Consider the following 22148-nt stretch of genomic DNA (forward strand, 5'->3'; position numbering starts at 1 on the left):
TTCCCATGATGGACGGACTGGACACGGGAGCTGCAGCGTGGGACAACCTCGTGGCGATGGCACCGCGTCTGTTGGGTGGCGTGGTGATCCTCGTAGTCGGGCTTGTAGTGGCGCGGCTGTCCAGCCGTGCCATGAAGCTGTGGGTCGCTCGTCAGGCCGTGGACGGGGAGCGTCGTCGACGGCCGAGCAAGGCGCCGGAGCGCGTGGTCCGTTGGGGTGTTTCCACCCTGGCGATAGTCCTGGCACTCCAATTCGTGGGATTGACCGGTGTCGCCGCCAGCCTCCTGGCGACCGGCGGTGTCGTGGCCATCATTCTCGGCTTTGCCTTCAAGGAAATCGGTGAGAACCTGTTGGCCGGTCTCTTGCTTTCTTTCAGCCGGTCCTTTGATGAGGGCGACCTCATTGAAAGCAACGGATTCGTCGGGCTCGTCAAGGACATCCGGTTCCGTGAGGTCCATGTCCGCACTGCCGACGGCCGGGATGTATTCATTCCCAGTGCAGCCATTTTCCGGAACGCTCTTCAGAATTACACACGTGACGGACTCCGGCAAGGGGCGTTCATTGTCGGCGTGGACTACGGGGATGACCCGGAGAAGGCGCGCCAGTGCGTATTGGACGCCATTCGATTTGTGGACGATGTACTGCACGAGCCTCCACCAGCTGCATTCGTCCACGAACTCGGCGGCAACTGGGTTGAACTCAGGGGTACGTTCTGGATAGATACGTTCGCCGGTGGGCGTGCGTTGCCCCACGTCCGAAGCGCTGTCCTCGTTGCCGTCCACAAGACATTGCGGGACAATGGATTCACGTTCACGACGAACGTGTCCTCCGCGCACGAAGTAACCATCCTCCAATCCGAAACGCCATGACGTCTGTTTTTTTCCGCCAGCCTATCCTGGTCGTTGTAGCCGCCCTGCTTTTTTCCGCCTGCTCGACGACCACCCCCGATTCCACGGCGGATCTCGTCCTGCGCGGTGGCAAGGTGGCTACCGTGAATCCGGACCAACCGTATGCCGAAGCCGTCGCCGTCAAGGCGGACACCATCCTGTTCGTGGGCTCCAACGCCGACGTGGAAGCCTTCATCGGTGCCCAAACGGAAGTCATTGAACTCGAGGGCCGATTGGCCACGCCGGGGTTCATTGAGGGCCACGGGCACTACATGGGATTGGGCGCAGCAAAGATGAACCTGGACCTGACGACGGCCAGGACCTGGGACGAAATCGTCCGGATGGTAGGCGATGCCGCAGGTGACGCGGAGCCCGGTGAGTGGATTGTGGGGCGCGGGTGGCATCAGGAAAAATGGGATGAAGTGCCGGAAGGTGCCGTGGAGGGCAATCCAGTGCATGCGAGCCTGAGCGCCGTATCGCCGGACAATCCGGTCTACCTGGGTCATGCCAGTGGTCACGCCGCCTTCGTGAACCGGGAGGCCATGCGACTGGGTGGGGTGAGCGCGGAAACACCCAATCCGCCGGGTGGAGAGATCCTGAAGGATGTCCGCGGAGAACCGACGGGACTCCTCCGTGAAACCGCGCAAAGCCTGGTTTCACGGGCGCGGGCCGAGGCGCGTGCGTCCATGACCCAGGAAGAGCGGGTGGCCGAGGCCCGCGAGCAGGCCCGGTTGGCCGCCGATGAGGCCCTGCGTCATGGCATCACCTCGTTTCAGGATGCGGGCAGTGGATTCGGCACGATTTCCTTCCTGAAGGTGTTGGCAGACGAGGGTGCGCTCCCGGTGCGCTTGTATGTCATGATCCGCGAATCCAACGATGCGCTCCGCGAAGATCTTTCCGACCACCGGTACGAAAGCGATTTCCTGACCGTACGCAGCATCAAACGGACCATCGACGGTGCGCTCGGCGCCCACGGGGCCTGGTTGCTGGAGCCCTATGCCGACCTGCCAAGCAGCTCGGGTCTGAACACGTCGTCCATCGAGGATCTGGAGGAACTGGCCGACATGGCCGCTGCTGCCGGTTTCCAGTTGAACGTACACGCCATAGGCGACCGGGCCAACCGGGAGGCCCTGGATGTCTTCGCGCGCCACACGCCCGGAAAGGATCTGCGCTGGCGCGTCGAGCATGCGCAGCATCTGCATCCGGATGATATTCCGCGATTCGCCGAACTGGGTGTCATTCCGGCCATGCAGGCTATCCATGCCACATCCGATGCGCCGTGGGTCCTTCGTCGCTTGGGTGAAGAGCGCGCCGAAAGCGGGGCCTACATGTGGCAGTCGCTGTGGCAATCGGGCGCCGTCGTGACCAACGGAACCGACGTACCCGTTGAACCGATTGACCCGATTGCGAGCTACTATGCCACGGGTTCCCGCCGCCTGGCCGACGGCTCCGTCTTCTACGCCGACGAGCGATTGACCCGCGAACAGGCCCTCCAGTCCTACACGCTGAACAATGCGTTCGCGGCGTTCGAGGAAGAGATAAAAGGCTCCCTGGAAGTCGGAAAACTGGCGGACATCACGGTGTTCGACCGGGACATCCTGACCGTACCGGATGAGGACGTGCAGGCCGCGACCGTGACCCATACCATTGTGGGTGGAAAGGTGCTCTACCGCGCCGGGGGCAACTGATTTGGGACCCATCAGCGTCTTCGACATGCTGAAAATCGGGGTCGGACCGTCCAGTTCCCATACGCTGGGCCCGTGGCGGGCCGTGCAGCGCTGGCTGGGCGAACTGGAGCAGCGTGTGGACCTTCGGGAAATCGACCATGTTCAGGTTCAACTGTATGGCTCCCTTGCGCTGACAGGGCGCGGACACTGCACGGACACGGCCGTGTGCCTGGCCCTGTTGGGCCACGACCCCGAAACGATCGACGTGTCCGCCATGGACGGCATGATGGCCGACCTGATGGAGCGTCGTACGATCGAGCTCGTGCCCGGGCACCCCATTCCGTTCGACCCGGTGGCCGACATCCTTTTCCTGAAATGGGAGCGCCTGCCGGGACATCCGAACGGGATGAAGCTGCGCGCATCGGTGGGCGGGACGCTGGACGAGTCCGTCTGGTACTCCATCGGGGGAGGCTTCGTGCTGAAGGAAGGCGAAGCGCCGGACGACGCATGTGATGTGGTCTTGCCGTATCCGACCACGACGGCGGCTGAACTGGAAGCCCACTGCAAACGGGAGGGCCTGTCCATCGCGCAGATGGTCCGTGCGAACGAATGTGCCTGGCGTCCGGAATCGGCCGTGCGCGAGAAGGTGCACGGCATCTGGGAGGTCATGCGGGAATGTGTGTTCAGGGGATGCCACACGCGAGGCACGTTGCCGGGCGGCCTGAACGTGGGGCGCCGGGCCGCCGACCTGCATGACCGATTGCTGCCCGATGCGCCGAGCTCGGACGCCGATGTGTGGATGCGTGTCCTGAAACGGCGCACCTTCCGGTTCAATGAAGTCCTGAAGTGGGTCAGTTGCTTCGCGATTGCGGTGAACGAAGAAAATGCGGCGCTGGGGCGGGTCGTGACGGCCCCCACGAACGGCGCGGCGGGCGTCATCCCGGCCGTTCTCATGTATCTGGTGTGTTTCGTTGAGCAGGATGTAGAGGACGAGGACATCCACAATTTCCTCCTGGTCGCCGCCGAGATCGGATCGTTATTCAAGAAACGGGCCACCATTTCGGCTGCAGCGGGAGGGTGCCAGGCCGAGGTCGGCGTGAGTTCGGCCATGGCCGCGGCGGCGCTCACCGAAGCCCAGGGCGGGACCGTGGCCCAGGCCCTCATGGCGGCCGAGATTGCCATGGAGCATCATCTGGGCATGACGTGCGATCCCGTGAGCGGGCTGGTCCAGATTCCCTGCATTGAGCGCAATTCCATGGGGGCGTTGAAGGCGATCACGGCCGCCGAGCTGGCCCTGAACGGAGACCCGGCCACGGCAAAAGTCAGCCTGGACGACGTCATCCGGACCATGGACGAGACGGCCCGCAACATGAGCGACAAGTACAAGGAGACCAGCGAAGGGGGGTTGGCGGTCAATATCTCGGTGCGCGTACCCGAGTGTTGACCAGGGCCTGCAGCCCGGCCCGCAGGACCGTATGCTTGCTAAAATGGTGCCCATCGGGTAGAATGCGGAATCATCCACCCGATCGTCACGACCATGAACCTGCCCTTCTCCCGCCTCTCCGGCGGCATTCCCGTCGTCCCGTTTGCCATCCTCGCCGTGCTGGCCGCCCTTCCCATCCTCGACGTACGGGCCCAACTCGGTCCCCAGTTCGGGTCCTCGGTTGCCATGAGCGGCGACAACCTGTTCGTGGGAGAGGGACGGAATCTGCTCCAGCCCGGCAAAGTCTACGTATACGAACGGATGGGGGACGGGGCGTGGCAGGAAGGAGAGCCGTTGGCCGGTCGGGACGTGAACGATTCGGCCGATGGATTCGGCATGGCGGTATCCGCCCGCGGCGCGTGGCTGGCCGTGGGCGCGCCGGAAGCCATGTTGGTCCATGTCTATCGCAGACAGGCAGACGGTTCCTGGCAGGAAGCTCTCCGACTCGGGCACGATGCGCCGGGGTTCGGTTCGAAGGTATTGCTGGATGGCGCCAACCTGATTGTCACGGCCGAGGCGACGGTTCACGCGTACCGGTTGGACGGCGACGAATGGCTGCCTTTCGGTGACGTGACGGGCCATGACCGCTCCGGTGGAGACCGGTTCGGGGACGCCCTGGCCCTGACGGGCGACCGGCTCTATGTGGGCGCTCCGGATGCCCAATCCGGAGAAGGCCGTGTGTATGGATTCCTGGCCGGGTCGGACGGCTGGGTGCCGGAGCCGGTGCTCACCGCCGTGTCGCCCACAGCGGGCGACCAGTTCGGCGCATCGTTGGCCGCGAGCGGGGAGCGGCTGTTCGTGGGTTCTCCCGGCGCGAATGGACGTCGGGGCACGGTCGTGTCGTATCTCCTGGAGGACATGTCCGCCGACCGGGTCTACCAGGCCCCCATCGCCGAGCCGAATGATCTGTTCGGACAGGCCCTGGCCCTTGACGGCGACGTACTCCTGGTGGGCGCGTCCGGCGCGAACCGGCAGGCCGGCGCGGTGCATGCGTTCCATGGGGCCGATTGGTCCCTGTTTACGCCGCAGTACCTCCAATTCCGGTCCGGTTTCGGTTCGGCCATTGCGTTGAACGGCGGTGTCGCCGTGGTCGGAGCGCCCGGACATGACAATTTCGAGGGCGTGGCCTTCACGATGTACCGGGAGGTGGAGAGCGGTGCGTGGCAGGAAGGCGAGAAGGTCTACAGCGACTCGGGCGTATTCGCCTCCATCACGGGAGCACCCGTGGAATGTGCAGAGGAGGCGGCCGCCGGATTCCCGTGTTCGGACGTCGACCTGGTGTCGTTCCTGTCGCGGTCGGACGTGGGGGCGAAGCGGGGCATCCAGATGTCGGATGTATGGGGCTGGACGGACGAAGAGACCGGACGGGAGTATGCCCTGGTGGGGCGAACCGACGGGACGTCCATCATCGACCTGACGGACGCCGAGCATCCCGTGTACGTGGGCGATCTGCCCATGACCGCCACCGCCAACCAGAGCCTGTGGCGGGACGTCAAGACGTACCGGGACCATATGTACGTGGTGGCCGACGGGGCCGGAGCGCATCATGTGCAGATTTTCGATTTGACCCAGCTGCGGGATCTGGATATGTCCCAGGCACCGTTTACGTTTACTGAATCGAACATCTACAAGGGCGTGTACAGTTCGCACAACATCGTGATCAACGAGGAGTCCGGGTTCGCCTATGCCGTCGGGTCCGACTCCGGGGGCGAGGCCTGCGGCGGGGCGCTGCACATGATGGACCTGTCCGATCCGCTGAACCCCACCTTTGCGGGCTGCTTCAATGACCCGCGCACGGGACGGGGTGGATCGGGAACGACCCACGATGCGCAATGCGTCATCTACCGGGGACCCGACGCCGACTATACCGGACGTGAGATCTGCCTGAGTTCGAACGGAACAGGGCTGTCGATTGCCGATGTGACGGACAAGGCCAACCCGGTGGCCGTATCCGTGGCCGAATACCCGGCCGTGGCCTATGCCCACCAGGGATGGCTGACGGAAGACCATCGGTATTTCTACCTGAATGATGAGGGGGATGAGGCCTCGGGTCTCGTCGAGGCCACGCGGACCCTCATCCTGGACCTCGCGGACCTGGACGAGCCGACCATTTCCGGAGAATATTACGCACCGGACAATGCGATCGACCACAATCTGTATGTGCGCGACAACATCATGTACCAGACGAATTACGTGGCGGGATTGCGTCTGCTGGATGTCAGCGATCCAGAGAATCCGGTCCTCGTGGGTTCGTTCGATACCGTGCCCTACGGTCCGAACGACAATTCCCCGGTATTGGGCGCATGGAGCAATTACCCGTACTTCAAGAGCGGGGTGATCGTGGTTTCATCAGGCCGGGAAGGGGTGTTCTTCCTGAAGAAACGGCAGGTGGACCTGTAAAGAGTCAGCTCCCCAGCCGCCTGACATCCAGCGCCCTAACACCCCAGCGCCAGCCGGGCTTCCGGATCGTTGGCCGGAAAACAATTCCCGCTGGGCAATGCGGATGGCACGTAGCGGTGGAGGTCGGGGTCCCGGAGCGCATGCTCCAGGAATGCGACCAGGTGGTCCATTTCACGTTCCGTCAGGGAGAGCGGGTGGAACTGGGACGTGACCCGGTCAGCGGGCAGGGTCACGGCCGGAATGCCCGCATTGTAGTACTCCACGACCTCCCGGATGGAGTTGAACGTACCGCCGTGACCCAGGAACGGCGAATCGGCCAGATTGTAGAGTTGGGGGACTTTGAACGTGTGCCGGTCCGGCTCCAGGCCCGTGAAGCCTCCCCGTCCCGCGGCGGTCTGCGAGTCCAGCGTGACACCCGGCATGTCGGGCATGCCCAGCGCGTAGAACGCCATCTGGTTCAGCGCCGGCCCCGTGTGGCAATCCGAACACTTGGCCTTTCCGAAAAACAGGATGGCCCCCTCTTTTTCTGTGATGGACATGGCTCCGAAATCGCCCCGCAGCCATCGCTGGAACGGCGCCCGATTGGCCAGCAGGGTGCGTTCGTATGCGGCGATGGCCAGGCCCATGCGCTCCAGGGAAACGGGTTCTCCCGGCCAAACGGCGTCCCACATGGCCGCATAGGTGGCATTGGACTCAAGAATGGTGTTGTCCAGGTTGTCCATCCGGTGAACGGACAGTGCCGCAATCGCCTGCGTTTCCAGGCCGTCGTATCCCAGGTCGTTCACGCGCTCCGGACTGCCTTCCGGCCATGCCGTCGTGACGAATGCATTGGGCCCGTTGGCGCCCAGGTTTCCGCTCCACATGGTGACTCGTTGCCACGCGCTGTTGAGCGCGGATGGTGACCGGATGGGCAGCATGTCCACGTCCTCGATGGGCCAGGCGGGATTGGGTCGGCGACTGGCGCCCCATCCGAGTCCGCCCTCGGAAATGGCCCGCTGGGCACCGGCCTGGAACCCCGCATCGGCATGGTGGCACGTTGCACAACTGTAGGTGCCCAGACCGGCAGCCTGGCGTGGTCGGGTCGCCAGTGCCGTCTCGTGGAACAGCAACTGGCCCAGGGCCACCTTCCCGGGAGTCAATGGATTGCGGGGATCCTGCGGCAGCGTGGCGAGGTCGCCGTCGTCCGGCAATATGAACGTAGAGACCGGACGCTGACCATTCGCGGTGACCAGGGACTCCAGGGCAAGGTCGAGCGCGGTTTCGTCCACCGGGTCAGGTTGGGAGCAGGCACTCAGACCGACGCACACGATCGCGCCAAGGACAGCGTTCATGGCCCAATGGCTGGACATCCGGGTCATGGCTCGTCGCGTACGGTAAATATCCAGACCGGCGACCATGGGCCGTACCCGTCAGGGCCGAGGGCACGAACCTTCCACCAGTAGGGATAGGTGTAGATGAGGGACGGCAGAAAAAGCTGTGTGTCCTCTATCCCCTCCAGATTGGCCTGGTACAGCCGCATGTCTTCGTCGATGGTGGCCAGGACATGATACGACAAGGCACCGGGAACCGGATCCCATTCAAGGATGGCCCATGCCGGCATGTTTTCGATGCCGTTCGGCGGGTCGGTCTGGGCCGGACTCGCCACGGGATGCGGGGCCGTGAGCGCCGTGAACCGGAGGACCGTCGTCCACGGGCCGGTATCTGCACCACGAACGGAACGGACGCGCCAGTAGACCTCCGTTCCTGGGGTCAAATCCGAAAGCAGGTGTGTGAGCCCGGTCGCACGCGCGGAGTGGGTATCCACGGTCTCCCGCGACCATCCCCACTCCACATCATAGGCAAAGGCGTGTTCCACGGCGCGCCACGTGAGAACGGCCGTTGTCGGCGCATTGGCCATGCCGTCCTGCGGGTAGATGACACCCGGTACGGCCAGACCCACTTCGGTGGTGACCGGCGTGGGGGCCGTGTCGCATCCGGACAGGACCAGCAACCCGACAAGCGCGAAGTACAGGGATCGAAACACGTTCATATGCCTGAATCTACGGTATCCCGGCATGCTGTTCTGTCGGGAAATCCCCGGCAGATGAAACCCCGTTGAATACTTGTAATGACAAGAACACGCGCCGGCGGGGACGGTAGTAAAAGGTGCGAAAAACGATAAAAAATGAACTTTTCCAGCGTCATAATGACTGACCAGAATACAATGACCGCATTTGAAACCCGCATGGATCTGGATGAATCCATCCGTGAACCCATGGCGGCGCTTTTGAACCAACACCTGGCCGACTTGATAGACCTTCGCAGCCAGACGAAGCAGGCCCATTGGAATGTGCGAGGCCCACACTTCATAGCCTACCACGAACTTTTCGACACCCTGGCGGAGCAGCTGACCGAACCGGTGGATACCGTCGCGGAGCGGATAGGTGCGCTCGGCTATCGGGCCGAAGGCACGACCCGTATGGCGGCCGGAAACAGCCGTCTGGTGGACTGGCCGTTGGAGTTGACGGACGGACCCACGATCGTCGAGGCCGTCGCCGACCGGTTTTCGTACGTGGCGGCCTTCACCCGTTCGGCCATCGACAAGGCCTCGGAATCCGGTGACGAAGTCACAACGGACGTGCTGACGGAAGTCGCCCGTGGACTGGACAAGAGCCTGTGGTTCCTGGAGGCCCATCTGCAGGGCTGAATCGATCGCCGCGGGTCGCGAACCGGACGCGCAATCGCATTTCTTCCCGAATGTATTGCAGGGTTGCTACATTGAAGGCGTGAGTCATCGCCCAATCACACCTGAGAACCATGCCTTTGACACTCCGAACCTCGTCGCTCAGCCTGCTCCTGCTGGCTATCCTCTTTCTGCCGACTTCCCTGGAAAACGACATGCGGGACCGCTACGGCGGCGCCCTGCTCTTCGTTGACAACCAGTTGGTAGTCGGCGAGCCGGCCGGATTTTCGGATCCCGGAATGGTGCATGTCCTGGCCGACAACGGGCGGCAGTCCTGGAACATCATCCAGACCCTGACCGCCCCTGACGCAGCCGTCGGGGACGGCTTCGGTTCGGCCTTTGCCTATGCGGATGGCTGGCTCGCGGTTGCAGCCCCGTCTGCGGGCGACGGTGCAGGAGCCGTCCATGTATTCCAATCAGGTGCCGACGGTCGGTGGGAGCATGCCGGTCGGGTCGACGGTACACCCGGCGATCTGGCCAGTGGTTTCGCGGGATCGTTGAGCATAGGCGGGGGATACCTGTTCATCGGTGCGCCGTCGGCCGACGGCAGGAACGGAGCAGTCCACGTCCATAGATTGGGCGACGGGTTTGCGCACGTGACCACGCTGGCCGGAACGGATCAATTCGGTACGGGACTGGGCGTCCGGGGCAAGCATTTGCTGGTCGGTTCGCCGGGCCACGAATCCAATCGCGGACGGATCCAGCAATTCGATATCACGAACGGCTTCAGCCCGGTCGGTGAGACCGTGCTGTCCGATGCCTCCGAGGGAACGCGTCTGGGCGGAGCCCTGACCGTTGTGGGAGATCGCCTCTTCTCATCCAACCCACGGGCCGACCGGGGAACCGGTGCCGTCCACGTATTCAACTTGACGGAGGGACGCGTGTCGCTCGAAGGTGTCCTGGCCCCATCCGGGGATTCAGAAAGCCCCCGCATGTTCGGTGCCTCGGTTGCGGTTTCGGGGGATGAAGTGCTCATCGCCGCGCCGTTGGACGGGACCTCGGGCGTCGTGCACCGGTTCGCCGGGTCCACGCTCCGCCCCCTGGGAACCGTGCCCAGCGATGCGCCGAGCGGGCGATCCCAGTTCGGGGCCGCCATGGCCGCGAATGCCACCTTCCTGGCATCGGGTATGCCGGGTGACGATTATGGGCTGGGAGCCATCACCCTGTTCGAGCGGGGCGATGCCGGATGGTCCAAGGTGGGCGTGTACAGCCGGCCCGTACCCTCCATGGAGCGCCTGGCGAGCGGCATGGTGGAGTGCGAGGACGGTGAAGCGAACGGGCATGCGTGCCAGAACGTGGACTTGGTCTCGTTCATTCCGCTTTCCGACATGCGCATGAACCGGGGCGTCCGGCTGAACGATGTCTGGGGGTGGACCGATCCGGAGACCGGAAAAGAAATCGGGATCATCGGTCACATGGAAGGGTCGGTTTTCGTTGACGTAACGGATCCGCAGCGACCCATTGTACTAGGTGAAATGACGCGGACCCCTGGATCTCCCGGATCCACCCACCGCGATATGAAAGTGTACAAGGATCATGTCTTCGTCGTGGCCGACGGATCGGGTGAACACGGCATGCAGGTCTTTGACCTCCGGCGCCTGCTGGACTGGCCGGGCGAGTACCAGTATTACGAGCCGGATGTGCTGTACACGGAAATTGCCAGTTCCCACAATATTGTCATCAATGAGAACACCGGATACGCCTACACCGTCGGCAACAGCTCCGGTGGCACGACCTGTGGGGGAGGACTGCACATGATCAATGTCCAAGATCCGCGGAATCCGACGTTCATGGGCTGTTTCAACGACTCGAAGACGGGCAACAACGGCTCAGGCGCCACCCACGATGCCCAGTGTGTCACGTACAACGGACCGGACACCGATCACCGTGGAAAGGAGATCTGCATCGGTTCGAACGGTACGGCCATCTCCGTGGCTGATGTATCCGACAAGGACAATCCGATTGCCATTTCGCAGGGCACCTATCCAAACTCGGCGTACGTTCATCAGGGTTGGTTCACGGACGATCACCGCTATTTCTACCAGAATGATGAGGCCGACGAATTGAACGGCCTGACCGATCGGACGCGGACCATGATCTGGGACCTGACCGATCTGGACGAGCCGGAGATGATTGCCGAGTATTTCGGGGACTCCAACTCGACCGATCACAACCTCTATGTCGATGGAGACTTCATGTACCAGACCAACAACGCCAGCGGCTTGCGCGTCATAGACATCCGCGATCGGACGAATCCGGTCGAATTCGGCTTTTTCGATACGACGCCCAAAAACCGGAATGTCGCCGGGTTTGATGGAACGTGGAGTTCGTATCCGTATTTCAAGTCCGGCAACATCCTGGTCACCAGCCGTCGGGAGGGCGTTTTCGTCCTTCGATCCCGGCAGCTGGACCTGTAACCAACCACGAAACGCATGCAGCCACATGTAGCGTCCGAATACGCGACGCAGGAAGCCCCACTCCACGCCCAGGTACAATCCCTGCTGGCGGAAGCCTCACCGATTGACCTGGACTTCAGGGTCAGTGCCATCGTGGTTCCGGACGCCAACCTGGTCCAGGGAGGACCGGTGTCGGCCGACGTCTATGCCGCCATCCGTGACCTGGATGTCGAAACCGTCATTGTCATTGCTCCGAGCCCGCGGCATATCCAGGACTTCCGGAGGATCGGTATTTGCAGTCTGGATGACTACCGAAGCCCGCTGGGCAGTGTGGCGGTGGACGAAAAGGTCCGGAACGAGCTCTGTGACGAAGATGACGACATCTTCATTGATGACACCGGTCACTTCCATCAAACCGGAATGGATGTCCAGTTGCCGTTCCTGCAGTCCGTGTTGTCGGATTTCAAGGTCGTTCCCCTGGTCATGGGGTCTGAGTCCCTGGACTTCTGCAAGGAACTGGGCAATGCCGTCGGAGAGATCATGTTCAATCGGCCCACCCTGGTCGTGGCGTGTGCGGATATCGAGTCGGCGACGGAAGATGGGCTTAAGGCGTTCCGGAAGGCGTTGGAGTCCCTGGATGTGGATGCGCTGCACCGGGTCCTGAACCGGGAGTCCGACATCGTGGTCCGCGGAAAAGGAGCCGTTCTGACGGCCGTCATGGCTACCGTACACCGCCGTGCCAACGCCGTCCGTATTGCCAACCTGCATGCCCCCGATTCCGAGCGACCTGGATTTGCCGGAGTCCTGATAGGCAGGCGCTGAGTCGCCATGGAGAGTCTGCAACGCTTTGCATTGGTCGGATCGGGTGCGCTCGGGTCCCGGCTTGCAGCAGCGTTGGAAGAACGGGGTCTTGAGCAGACGCCCGATCCGGCCGACTCCGATGTGCTGTTCCTTTGCGTACCGGACGATGCCATCCAGGCCGTAGCGGAGCGGCTCGCTTCTCCGAAGGCCGATTGGACGGGCCGCACCGTGCTTCATACCTCCGGCGCCCACGATGCAGGCGTTCTTTCCAGTCTTGCCGACCGGGGTGCCGACACCGGGTCATTCCATCCGGTCCAGACGTTTCCGGCCGGAACCGTCTATCGCGCGGGCGAGGAGGATGCCCTGGCCTTGTTCAAAGGCATTGCGGTCGGCATTGAAGGCTCGCGTGGCGCAGTGGAGATGGGCGTGCATCTGGCGGGTGCGCTCCTTGCGGAGCCCGTCCTGCTGACATCCGATCAGAAAATCCTGTATCACACGGCATCGGTGATGGCCGGCAACTTCGCCATTGCGTTGTTGGCGGCGGCCGGGGACGTATGGGAGTCAGGCACGGCCGGCCAAGCCGATTTTGCACGTGCCCTGGGCCCGCTCGTGCAGAAATCCGTTGCCAATACGCTGGCCATGGGGCCTGAAGCCGCGCTCTCGGGCCCGGTGAGTCGCGGAGACATGAAGACCGTGGAGCGACAGATGCACGCGCTGTCCCAGGCAAGTCCCCATCTCTTGCCCCTGTATGGCGTGCTGGCTGTGGAAACCGTACACTTGGCCCAGAGGGCCGGACACCTCTCCGTGGGTCGGGCCGTCGAACTGTTGGACCTCATTCACTCCTTCCTGGCATCGGATGACTGACGCCGCACATCGTCTGACGGACATCATAGAGAAAGTGGAGCGCCGGGATGCATCCTTCCATTCCGTCTGTGCCGTCATCATGCAGGTGCTCATGAAGGTCCTCGCGGCGGAATCCATGGCTGCGACGGCCGCCATTTCCCTCGCACAGCGTGACCGCCTTCGAGGCATGAGTGCCGAGCTCCGTGACATGATAGACGTGCTGGCACCCTGGGTCCCGGGTGGTCCCCGCATGCCGCATCAAACCGTGTCTGAAACGTCCTGGTGGTATGCCCTGTCCGAGGCCATGCACCTGGTGGAGGACTCGGCGGAACAGCTATCGGTGGTGGTGGCCCGCCAGGAGAAGCGGGCCAATCTGCGGAACATGGCGGCCCAGGCCGTCCGGGTCCTTCGCGACCACTACAACATCCTGCTGGCCGAATCGAAGAACTTCCTGGATACCTGAGAGCAGAACAGGAAATCATGAAAACGGGTGGTCGGTATGGGTTTTTACCTCGCTGCGCCCGATTCTGTGGAATTGCACCCAAGACAAAATCATCATCCAATACCATGCGCCAGCTTCGACTCGCACCCCTGGTTTTCGCCACCATCCTGTTGGTTTCGGGCTGTTCGAAGGCCGATGTCGCACCGGAAAGCACCATGACTGACTATTACGAAATCGAAACCCGTTTCGGGACCATGACCATCGGTTTGTACGATGCCACACCGCAGCATCGCGACAACTTCCGCAAGCTGGTCGAGGAAGGATTCTATGATGGTACCACGTTCCATCGCGTGATTGCCGGATTCATGGCGCAGGGCGGGGACCCGAACTCCAAGGATGACGACCCCATGAATGATGGTGCCGGTGGCCCGGGATATACCATTCCCGCTGAATTCAACACGGAGTATTTCCACAAGAAGGGCGCCATCGCGGCCGCTCGTCAGGGGGACCAGGTCAATCCCACGCGCGCGTCCAGTGGCTCCCAGTTCTACATTGTACACGGACAGGTGACGGACAGCGCCACACTCGGGCAGATGGAAGCCCAGATGCAAGCCATGGACTCCACGTTCGCCTTCTCGGATGCCGCAGTCGAGGCCTACACCACCGTTGGTGGCACCCCGTTCCTGGATTCCCAGTACACCGTGTTCGGAGAAGTGGTGGAAGGCATGGCCGTCCTCGACTCCCTGGCCACGACCGCGACCGCCCGTTCCGCTGGCCGCCAGGTTCATCCGGCGCTGCAGGATCAGCCGGTTGAGAAGGTGGAAATGACGGTCCGTCATCTGCCCGATTATACCCCTTCCAACTGATGGCACGGACGTACTCGGAGCAGGAACGCATCCGCAGGGACGCAAGACAAGCCCTGGAAGACGGTGGCATCCAGCCGTATGCGTACTCCTGGGACCTGTCGCATCATACCACGGACATCCTTGAGACGTTCGACGATGCCGTGCACGGGGTGACCGACGACCAGGCACCGCGCGAGCGGATGGATGTGTCCATTGCCGGCAGGATCATGTCGCGCCGCATCATGGGCAAGGCGGCGTTCATGCACATCCAGGATGACCGTGGACAGATCCAGGTATACATCCGACGGGACGACCTGCCGGAGGGGTTCTACAACGAGGTGTTCAAGCGCCACCTGGATATCGGTGACATTGTCGGTGTGAAGGGCTTTGCCTTCCGGACGAAGATGGGCGAGGTGTCGGTCCATGCCGAAGCGCTCAGCCTGCTGTCCAAATCGCTCCGGCCCTTGCCGGTAGTCAAGGAAACCAACGGGCAGGTCTTCAATGAGGTCACCGACAAGGAATTCCGGTATCGACAACGGTATGTGGACCTGATCGTGAATCCCGAGGTCCGGGATGTATTCCGGCAGCGGGCCCGACTCATTTCCGGGATGCGCGCGTTCCTGGATGCGCAGGGATACATTGAAGTGGAAACGCCCGCATTGCAGCCCATGTACGGTGGTGCGGCAGCCCGGCCCTTCAAGACCCACCACAATGCGCTGGACATGCCACTCTTCCTGCGCATTGCCGATGAGCTTTATCTGAAGCGGTTGATCGTGGGCGGATTCGAAGGCGTCTATGAGATCGCCAAGGATTTCCGGAATGAGGGCCTGTCCCGGTTCCACAATCCCGAATTCACCATGATGGAACTGTACGTAGCGTACAAGGACTACCGGTGGATGATGGAGTTGGTGGAGGAATTGATTGAGCACCTGGCGGAGTTGCTGCACGGAACGACCGAGGTGCCGGTCGGGGAAAATGTGATCTCGTTCCGGCGTCCCTGGAAACGGATCCCGTTGCTGGATGCCATCCAGGAACGGACGGGGCATGACCTCCGGGGCAAGGACCGGGAGGATATTGCCGAGGCGGCCCGTGCGCTCGGCCTCGAAATTGATGACACCATGGGAGCCGGGAAGCTCATAGACGAGATCTTCGGCACCTTCGTGGAACCGCATCTCATCCAGCCCACGTTCATTACGGACTACCCGGTCGAACTCAGCCCGCTGGCCAAACGCCATCGCACGGAAGAGGGCCTCGTCGAGCGATTCGAGGCGATCGTCAACGGGAAGGAGCTCTGCAACGCGTTTTCCGAGTTGAACGACCCGGACGATCAGCGCCGTCGTTTCGAGGATCAGGTAGCGCTCGGCGTCCGGGGAGACAAAGAGGCCATGCAGCTGGATGAGGACTACCTCCGCGCGCTGGAATACGGCATGCCTCCGACAGCCGGACTCGGTATTGGCGTGGACCGTCTGGCCATGCTGCTTACCGGTCAGGACTCCATCCGGGATGTCATCCTGTTTCCGTTGCTGCGGCCCGACGCAGCCGAGTAGCCTGCGCTGCGTTGTCCGCATGGGGTGTTCTCGATTTGGGACTCGGACAGACGACAGCCGGACCCCGTTTCGCGGGCCTTCAGACGGCTCAACGGGCTGGAATGGCGCTTGCCCGGAAAAATGAGGTTTCCCTGCGGGTTTTTCTGTCCGCTCCTGCGGGTTTGGCACTGTATTGGCAGAGGTCCGGGCAACCCATTCCCCGTTGCCATTCATGTCCCTGGACGCTCTTCTTACGTTTGTTTCGAATGCCGCCGGCCCGTCCGAGCCGGAGCAGGAATTGGCTTTTGTTGAAGCCGACGCCTCCGGACGTGTCATCAGCCTGAACCCCCAGGCCCGTCTGGCCTGGAATTGGCGGGCCGGGACGTCGTTGCCGACAGAGATTTGTCTGGCCATGGCCGACCTGCCAGCCGACGAACCCACGGACCTGCCCATTGCCCAGGACGGCCTGCGCCTCAGGGCCATGGCCAAAGAGGGCGGAGACGGATGGTTCATAGTCGGCTACGCTCACGGCGGAGCGCATCCGTCGGGCGCCGACCTCCAGCCGTCCGTCGCATCGTTCCCGAACCCGTCTCCCCGAACGAATCGAACCGGACAGCCCGGGCGTCATGATCTCATGGACCGCCTGCCGGGACCGGCCATGCGGCTGGGTGCGTCGGGATTGGCCTCCTACGTGAATCAAGGTGCAGCCCGCGCACTGGGAGAGGAGGGACCGTCCTTGCTCGGTCGTCCCGCGCTTGCGGAGATCCTGCACAGCGAGGATCGTTGGAAAATCGCCGAGTTGATGGAAGTCGCCGCCGGAAACGGGGCAGCCCAGTCGGCGGTCCGGTACGGCCGGGATGCACGACACGGCATCCTGCACGTGGTACAGGATCCGGAAGGGGCCTACGATGTCCTGATTGTGGATACGTCCGATGACCGGCCCGGTACGGATGCGGTCCGTCATGCACTCCGTGAGCTCGCCACATCGTGCGCCGATCCATGGATGTTCCGCGACGGCGCCCTGCAGATCCTGGAAACCGAACTCGAACTCCGGTCTGCCGTGCTCTATGTGCGTTCACCCGGCGGCCAGGACCTGGTCCGGGTGGGGCATTCGGCGGCCGGGACGGATTCCCTGTCGGCTGCAGCGGTTGCTCCCTTCATGGAGCGGGGCGGTATGGGAACGCCCACCCGACCGGCCGCACCGGCCTGGACCGCTCCGGTGCGTGACAACGGGACCTGGATAGGCGTTCTTGTCCTGGAATGGCCGCCTGACCGGACCCTGCCCACGGCCCAATCCCTGGACGAATTGGCCGGACTGTTCGAAAGCCTGTACTCATGGATCCAGGTGGGCGTCCGGTATCGGACGTCGGTCAACGCGATCGACGATGCCCTTTTCGGATTTTCCTTCAGTCCGGACGAACAGCGCATCTATCATTTTGCAACGCACCAGATCGAGCAGCTGACCGGACGCTCCGTGGCCCTGCTGACTTCCGGTCAATTGGATTGGACGACGTCCATCGTGGTACCCGAGGACGCATCCCTGGTCCGGGCCCACAACAAGAACCTGCTTGCCGGGAATGAAAGCCGGATCACCTATCGTGTCCACCATACAGACGGATCGGTCCGGTGGCTGCGGGAGCATGCCACGCCCCAGGTGGAAGCTTCGGGGCATCTGTCCATCAACGGTATGCTGGCCGATGTGACGGAGCAGAAAACGGCCGAGATGGTGTTGGTCCAGGCCAAGCGGGAGGCCGAACTGGCCGCGCGCGCCAAGACCTCCTTCATTGCTACAATGAGCCATGAAATCCGTACGCCGCTCGGCGCGGTGAACGGGTTTGCCCAATTGCTTCAGCGTGAAATGGAGGAGTTCGAAGAGGAGTTGGGAGAGGACCTGCCCGAGCAGATCCACGAGTTCGTGGCCGCTATCGGGGACCGCTCCCAGAAATTGCTTTCGCTCGTCCACGACCTGTTCGAATTGTCGAACCTTGAAATGGGGCAGACCACTGTCCAGCAGACATCCGTGAACATCGCCCCCATCCTGCAGCGCGTTGCGGACAGGCTGGAGCCGCTGGTGGCCGATCGGCCCGTGGATCTCCGCCTGGAAATGAACGCCTCGCGCTACCTGGTTTCAGGAGATGCGCGGCGCATTGAGCAGGTCTTCGAAAACCTGGCGTCCAATGCAGCCAAGTTCACCGAAGAGGGCGAAATCGTTTTCGAAGTCTTGGATGCGTCCAGTGAAATCGAAATCCGGTTGCGCGATACCGGCGTCGGGATTTCCGACGATTACCGGGATGAACTCTTCGATGCGTTCTCCCAGGAAGAGGACTGGAAAAACCGGCGATTCGAGGGGACCGGTCTCGGTCTGGCACTCGTCAAGCGCTTGCTGACCCTCATGGGCGGGCGGATTTCGGTCGAGAGCGAGAAGGGCGCAGGATCCACGTTCATTGTCCGTCTGCCGAAAGCGGAGGCGGAGGAGGACGGCGATCGTCCGGCCCGGACGTCGACGGCCGCTCCCGGTTGGCCTGAGCGATTCGGACATTCCGCTTGAATCCGTCCAGCTTGGCCCGCTTCACCGGGCTGTACCTGAACCGTTCCCGGAACGTCTCCAGGTCGAGTTCTTCCCATTCGTCGAGGGGTGTCGTGGTCGTGCCGGGGCGTACGGTGTAGCGTGATTCCCGGGTTTCCTTGCGGAACTTGTTCCACGGGCAGACCTCCTGGCAGATGTCGCATCCAAAAATCCAGTTGTCGTGCCCGGCAGCGATGTCGGACGGAATGTCATCTCCCCGGTGCTCAATGGTGGTGTAGGAAATGCACCGATTGGCGTCCACGGCATACGGTCGGTAGATGGCCTGCGTCGGACAGGCATCCAGGCAGCGCGTACAGGATCCGCAATAGTCTGTGGCCGGGTCGTCAGGGGGAAGGTCCAGATCCACGATCAGTTCGCCTATGAAGAACCAGGAGCCGCTCTCCCGGCGCAGCAGATTCGTGTGCTTGCCAATCCATCCCAGTCCCGACCGTTGCGCCCAGGCCTTGTCCATGACCGGTGCCGAGTCGGTGAAGGCCCGGCCTTCTACCGGTCCCGCCTCTTCACGCAGGCACTCGAACAGTTCGTAGAGCCTGTCCTTGACCACGATGTGATAGTCCTCTCCGACGGCATACCGGCTTATCCGTCCCAGGGCCGGGTCAGAGGGAGGTGAGGCCTCTTCCTGGTAATACGTATGCAGGACCGAGATGACGGATCGTGCGCCGTGGACGAGACGCCGGGGGTCAATCCGTTTTTCGTAGTGTCCCGTCATCCAGTTCATGCTGGCATGGCGTCCCTCCAGGAGCCACGCATCGAGCCTGCGTGCCTCGTCGTCCAGACGGACCGCACGCGACACGCCACATGCCTCGAATCCGAGGCGTGCGGCGTGTTGTTTGAGAGCGGATTTTATGGCAGCCGGATTGGCGGGTGGCATTGCAGGGTAGCACACGTTGAGAAGGTGTACGCCCTTAACCCGGGACCGTGGACGGGGTTCAGAACAGGAGTCGCGAACAATCGAAGGGCGAGCTGTCCACGCGTCGGTTGTCCCGGCAACCCTGGCCATCCTTGCCCTTGGGGCAGGTGATGGTGTCCCTGGAGGCGTTAACGGTAAACCGCTCGGCGCTCAGTCCGGCATTCAGGTAGTACGTGTAGACGACCTCGGCGCGTTGGCGGGCAATCCGGAGCGCATATACATCGGCCGCATCGGAGTCGGTGTATCCGGTGATGGTCACACAGCACGTGGGATTCAGCCGGAGTGCCTCGACGTTCTCGTCCAGCAGGCGACGGGCCTCCTCGTCCAGTTCCGTGGACTGGTACGCGAAATAAATGCTGTTCAGGTCCACCAGCGTACACACCTTCACGGTTCTGGGCAGCGGTGGCGTATAGGCCGGGACATCCAGCGGCGGAGGCACGGCGGGCGGCGGCGGGGCCCCTTTCTTGAACGGATTGTTCACGCACACGCGCAGTCCGCCCATGACCAGCGATGTGTTGTGTGGATGATACGTGCTCTCGTTGCGGAAGACGTAGTTCATGTCCCAGCGATAACTCGCCTCGGCGAAGGCCGATACGCAGCCGTTGAAGGCGACGTCTATACCGATGCCGACCGGCATGTGATACACCGAACGTTCCGGGCCGGGGACGCCGATGCCCGGAAGGTCAACAGCGTTCTTTGTCGAACCGAACGTATCGGCCAGCGTGCCGCCGAACCCGGTGAAGATGTACGGAAGGACGCGGCTTTTGGAGCCTTTCCGGAGCGTCATCACGATTTCCGATTCAAACAGCAGAATGTCCTGTGTCAGGAATTCGTTCAGGCCGTCTTCTCCGACCAGCTTCTTGCCATCCCGGGTGTCAAAATTGGTGAACAGGACCATGCCCCGGAAAAAGAACCGGTCCGTGGTAATGGGGAAGGAGCCCAGGAAAACGAGGGCGGGGTCGTGCTCCCGGACGAAATTGCTGCGGCTGCGGGGCCGGCGAAGATCGATGGGACCATGGAACGTGAACAGGCCGGCGGCCACACCGAGGTGGGCCCGCGAATCGCGGAATTGGTTGCTCTGCGCGCGTACGGGTTCCGTGGGCGCGAGTGCCAAGAGGGCGATCAAGCCTGCCAGGCCTATGGTCCAGAGGTGTTTCATGCTTCGGATATCGTCCGCTTTTGCCATTACTCAAGTCGGCTGCGCGGTTTCTGTCCACGGAGGTCGATGACCGCCTCGCTTCTGAGGGCAAAAAAAAGAGGGGGCGGCCGCAGGCCGCCCCCTCCAAAGAATCAAGGGAATCGTTCTGGGTCCCTCGGCACGTCTTACCGAACGATGATCGTGTCCACGCGACGGTACTGCGCGAGGCCTTCCTTCTTGCTCGTCACGCCTTCTGCGCGGCCCTGGCCGATGGTGACCATGCGGTTGGCGGAGACACCGTTTCCGGCGTAGAACTGCTCAACGGCACGGGCACGGTCTTCGGAGAGTTCCTGTGCACGACGCTCACCAGGGGCGGCGACGCCCTCCAGGCGAACGTTCATGTTCGGGCACTCGTTCAGGATTTCCAGGTTGTCGGACAGCGCGGCGCGTGCCTCATCCGTAAGGACGCTCGAGTTGCTGGCGAACAGCGCCGGGCTGAGCTCCGTGACTTCACGGCAGATGGCGGCCTCGTACATGGCGACAGACAGGGACATGGTGCGGGAATCCGTGCCGTAGGCATTCGAAACTTCCAGCGATACCGTGTAGGTGCCCGGGCTGCGGAACGTGTGGCTCGGGGACATGGCCGTGCTGGTCGTGCCATCGCCCATGGACCAGCTGTAGCTGACCGGGGCATCGCCCGTGGTGGTGGCCGAGAACGTTACGCTCGTTTCCGTGTCGGGGCTCATGTTGCTGGCACGCATGCCGGTGATGGCGGCCGGATTCATGTCGGCAACCACGACGCGGGCCGTAGCGACATCACTCGATTTGCCCTTGCGATTCGTGGCCGTGGCAGACACATTGTACGTGCCGGCCGCATTGAACGCATGCTGCGTGCTGGCTCCGGCAGCCGTTGCATTGTCACCGAAGGCCCAGCTGACCGTGACCGGCTGCTTGGCATCTTCGTTCGTGGTTACACTGAACGTACCGGCGGTACCCGTCTTCAGGGTATCGGGTGCAGAGAGTGCCGAGATTTCAACCGGTACGCTCTTGCAGCCGGTCATGAAAACGCCGACGACCAGTGCTGCCAGAAGGAGCGTGGAAGAGGAAAATTTGTTGGCCATGACAGAAATCCGATGAATGGGATCGATGGGAGGTAAACCGATGCCGCGGAAGGCATCAGGCGCGTGCACGCGACAAGATACCGGAAAAAAGGAATTCCGGTTCCTGCGCATGCACTGAATTCAGGCGAGGCTCTTGACGAACTTGTCCAGGCTGCTCTTCTTGTTCGCGGCGGCATTCTTGTGGATGATCCCTTTGCGGGCCATCCGGTCCAGATAGGACTTCACAGAAACCAACAGCGTCGTCGCCTCGGCCGGGCTCTCCGTTTCGCGAAGCTTCTTGATCATGGTACGCATGCGACTGCGGTGGATTCGGTTGCGCTCGCGGCGGACTTCGCTCTGGCGGACGCGCTTGATGGCGGACTTGTGCTGGGGCATGACAG

At 62.4% G+C, this 22148-nt stretch carries 18 protein-coding genes; 12 read left to right on the forward strand and 6 right to left on the reverse strand.

The window, feature by feature from the left end:
- Positions 1-5: 5 nt before the first annotated feature.
- From RIE53_13845 to RIE53_13860, 4 genes are all read left to right on the forward strand, one after another.
- On the forward strand, positions 6-869 hold the full coding sequence (locus RIE53_13845) for a mechanosensitive ion channel family protein (protein ID MEQ9105767.1): 864 nt from the start codon (positions 6-8) through the stop codon (positions 867-869).
- Positions 866-2575: an amidohydrolase gene (locus RIE53_13850; GenBank protein MEQ9105768.1), complete on the forward strand. Its 1710-nt coding sequence runs from the start codon at positions 866-868 to the stop codon at positions 2573-2575. Before RIE53_13845 ends, RIE53_13850 begins: the two co-directional genes overlap by 4 nt.
- Positions 2541-3998, forward strand: coding sequence for an L-serine ammonia-lyase (locus tag RIE53_13855; GenBank protein ID MEQ9105769.1), 1458 nt, complete (start codon positions 2541-2543; stop codon positions 3996-3998). The genes RIE53_13850 and RIE53_13855 overlap by 35 nt, the downstream gene beginning before the upstream one ends.
- A 93-nt stretch (positions 3999-4091) precedes the next feature.
- Positions 4092-6437 carry a choice-of-anchor B family protein gene (locus tag RIE53_13860; GenBank protein MEQ9105770.1) on the forward strand — a complete coding sequence of 782 codons (2346 nt, stop codon included), beginning with the start codon at positions 4092-4094 and terminating at the stop codon, positions 6435-6437.
- 35 nt (positions 6438-6472) lie between these two features.
- On the opposite strand, the gene RIE53_13865 is transcribed toward RIE53_13860, so the two are convergent.
- Entirely contained in the window at positions 6473-7768 is a 1296-nt protein-coding gene (locus tag RIE53_13865) for a cytochrome c peroxidase (GenBank protein ID MEQ9105771.1), read from the reverse strand.
- A 23-nt stretch (positions 7769-7791) separates the two neighbouring features.
- Entirely contained in the window at positions 7792-8460 is a 669-nt protein-coding gene (locus RIE53_13870; protein ID MEQ9105772.1) for a fibronectin type III domain-containing protein, read from the reverse strand.
- A gap of 162 nt (positions 8461-8622) precedes the next feature.
- Here RIE53_13870 and dps point away from each other — a divergent pair, with 162 nt between their 5' ends.
- The 8 genes from dps (at position 8623) to RIE53_13910 (ending at position 18560) form a co-directional block, all read left to right on the forward strand.
- A complete protein-coding gene (gene dps, locus RIE53_13875; protein ID MEQ9105773.1) occupies positions 8623-9123 on the forward strand; it encodes a DNA starvation/stationary phase protection protein Dps in 501 nt (166 codons plus the stop codon).
- Positions 9124-9233: 110 nt separating this feature from the next.
- Positions 9234-11576 carry a choice-of-anchor B family protein gene (locus tag RIE53_13880; protein ID MEQ9105774.1) on the forward strand — a complete coding sequence of 781 codons (2343 nt, stop codon included), beginning with the start codon at positions 9234-9236 and terminating at the stop codon, positions 11574-11576.
- Between the two features lie 15 nt (positions 11577-11591).
- Positions 11592-12377 (forward strand): AmmeMemoRadiSam system protein B, encoded by a 786-nt coding sequence (amrB, locus tag RIE53_13885; protein MEQ9105775.1) that lies wholly within the window; start codon positions 11592-11594, stop codon positions 12375-12377.
- Positions 12378-12383: 6 nt separating this feature from the next.
- Entirely contained in the window at positions 12384-13220 is an 837-nt protein-coding gene (locus tag RIE53_13890; GenBank protein ID MEQ9105776.1) for a DUF2520 domain-containing protein, read from the forward strand.
- Positions 13213-13662 carry a hypothetical protein gene (locus tag RIE53_13895; protein MEQ9105777.1) on the forward strand — a complete coding sequence of 150 codons (450 nt, stop codon included), beginning with the start codon at positions 13213-13215 and terminating at the stop codon, positions 13660-13662. Before RIE53_13890 ends, RIE53_13895 begins: the two co-directional genes overlap by 8 nt.
- 104 nt (positions 13663-13766) lie before the next feature.
- A complete protein-coding gene (locus tag RIE53_13900; GenBank protein MEQ9105778.1) occupies positions 13767-14507 on the forward strand; it encodes a peptidylprolyl isomerase in 741 nt (246 codons plus the stop codon).
- The gene (gene lysS, locus RIE53_13905) at positions 14507-16033 is read left to right on the forward strand and encodes a lysine--tRNA ligase (protein ID MEQ9105779.1); all 1527 of its coding nucleotides are present in this window, start codon (positions 14507-14509) and stop codon (positions 16031-16033) included. Before RIE53_13900 ends, lysS begins: the two co-directional genes overlap by 1 nt.
- A 211-nt stretch (positions 16034-16244) precedes the next feature.
- Positions 16245-18560, forward strand: coding sequence for an ATP-binding protein (locus RIE53_13910; protein MEQ9105780.1), 2316 nt, complete (start codon positions 16245-16247; stop codon positions 18558-18560).
- Here RIE53_13910 and queG read toward each other — a convergent pair.
- The 4 genes from queG to rpsT all read right to left on the reverse strand — a co-directional run bounded on the left by queG (position 18454) and on the right by rpsT (position 22143).
- Positions 18454-19485 carry a tRNA epoxyqueuosine(34) reductase QueG gene (queG, locus tag RIE53_13915; GenBank protein ID MEQ9105781.1) on the reverse strand — a complete coding sequence of 344 codons (1032 nt, stop codon included), beginning with the start codon at positions 19483-19485 and terminating at the stop codon, positions 18454-18456. The genes RIE53_13910 and queG overlap by 107 nt on opposite strands.
- Positions 19486-19528: 43 nt before the next feature.
- Positions 19529-20668 carry an OmpA family protein gene (locus RIE53_13920; protein MEQ9105782.1) on the reverse strand — a complete coding sequence of 380 codons (1140 nt, stop codon included), beginning with the start codon at positions 20666-20668 and terminating at the stop codon, positions 19529-19531.
- Positions 20669-20832: 164 nt separating this feature from the next.
- Positions 20833-21768 carry a PKD domain-containing protein gene (locus tag RIE53_13925; protein ID MEQ9105783.1) on the reverse strand — a complete coding sequence of 312 codons (936 nt, stop codon included), beginning with the start codon at positions 21766-21768 and terminating at the stop codon, positions 20833-20835.
- A 120-nt stretch (positions 21769-21888) separates the two neighbouring features.
- Complete coding sequence (gene rpsT / locus RIE53_13930) at positions 21889-22143, reverse strand: 30S ribosomal protein S20 (GenBank protein ID MEQ9105784.1); 255 nt, start codon at positions 22141-22143, stop codon at positions 21889-21891.
- Positions 22144-22148 lie beyond the last annotated feature (5 nt).

Source organism: Rhodothermales bacterium, from assembly GCA_040221055.1.
GTDB lineage: Bacteria > Bacteroidota > Rhodothermia > Rhodothermales > UBA10348 > 1-14-0-65-60-17.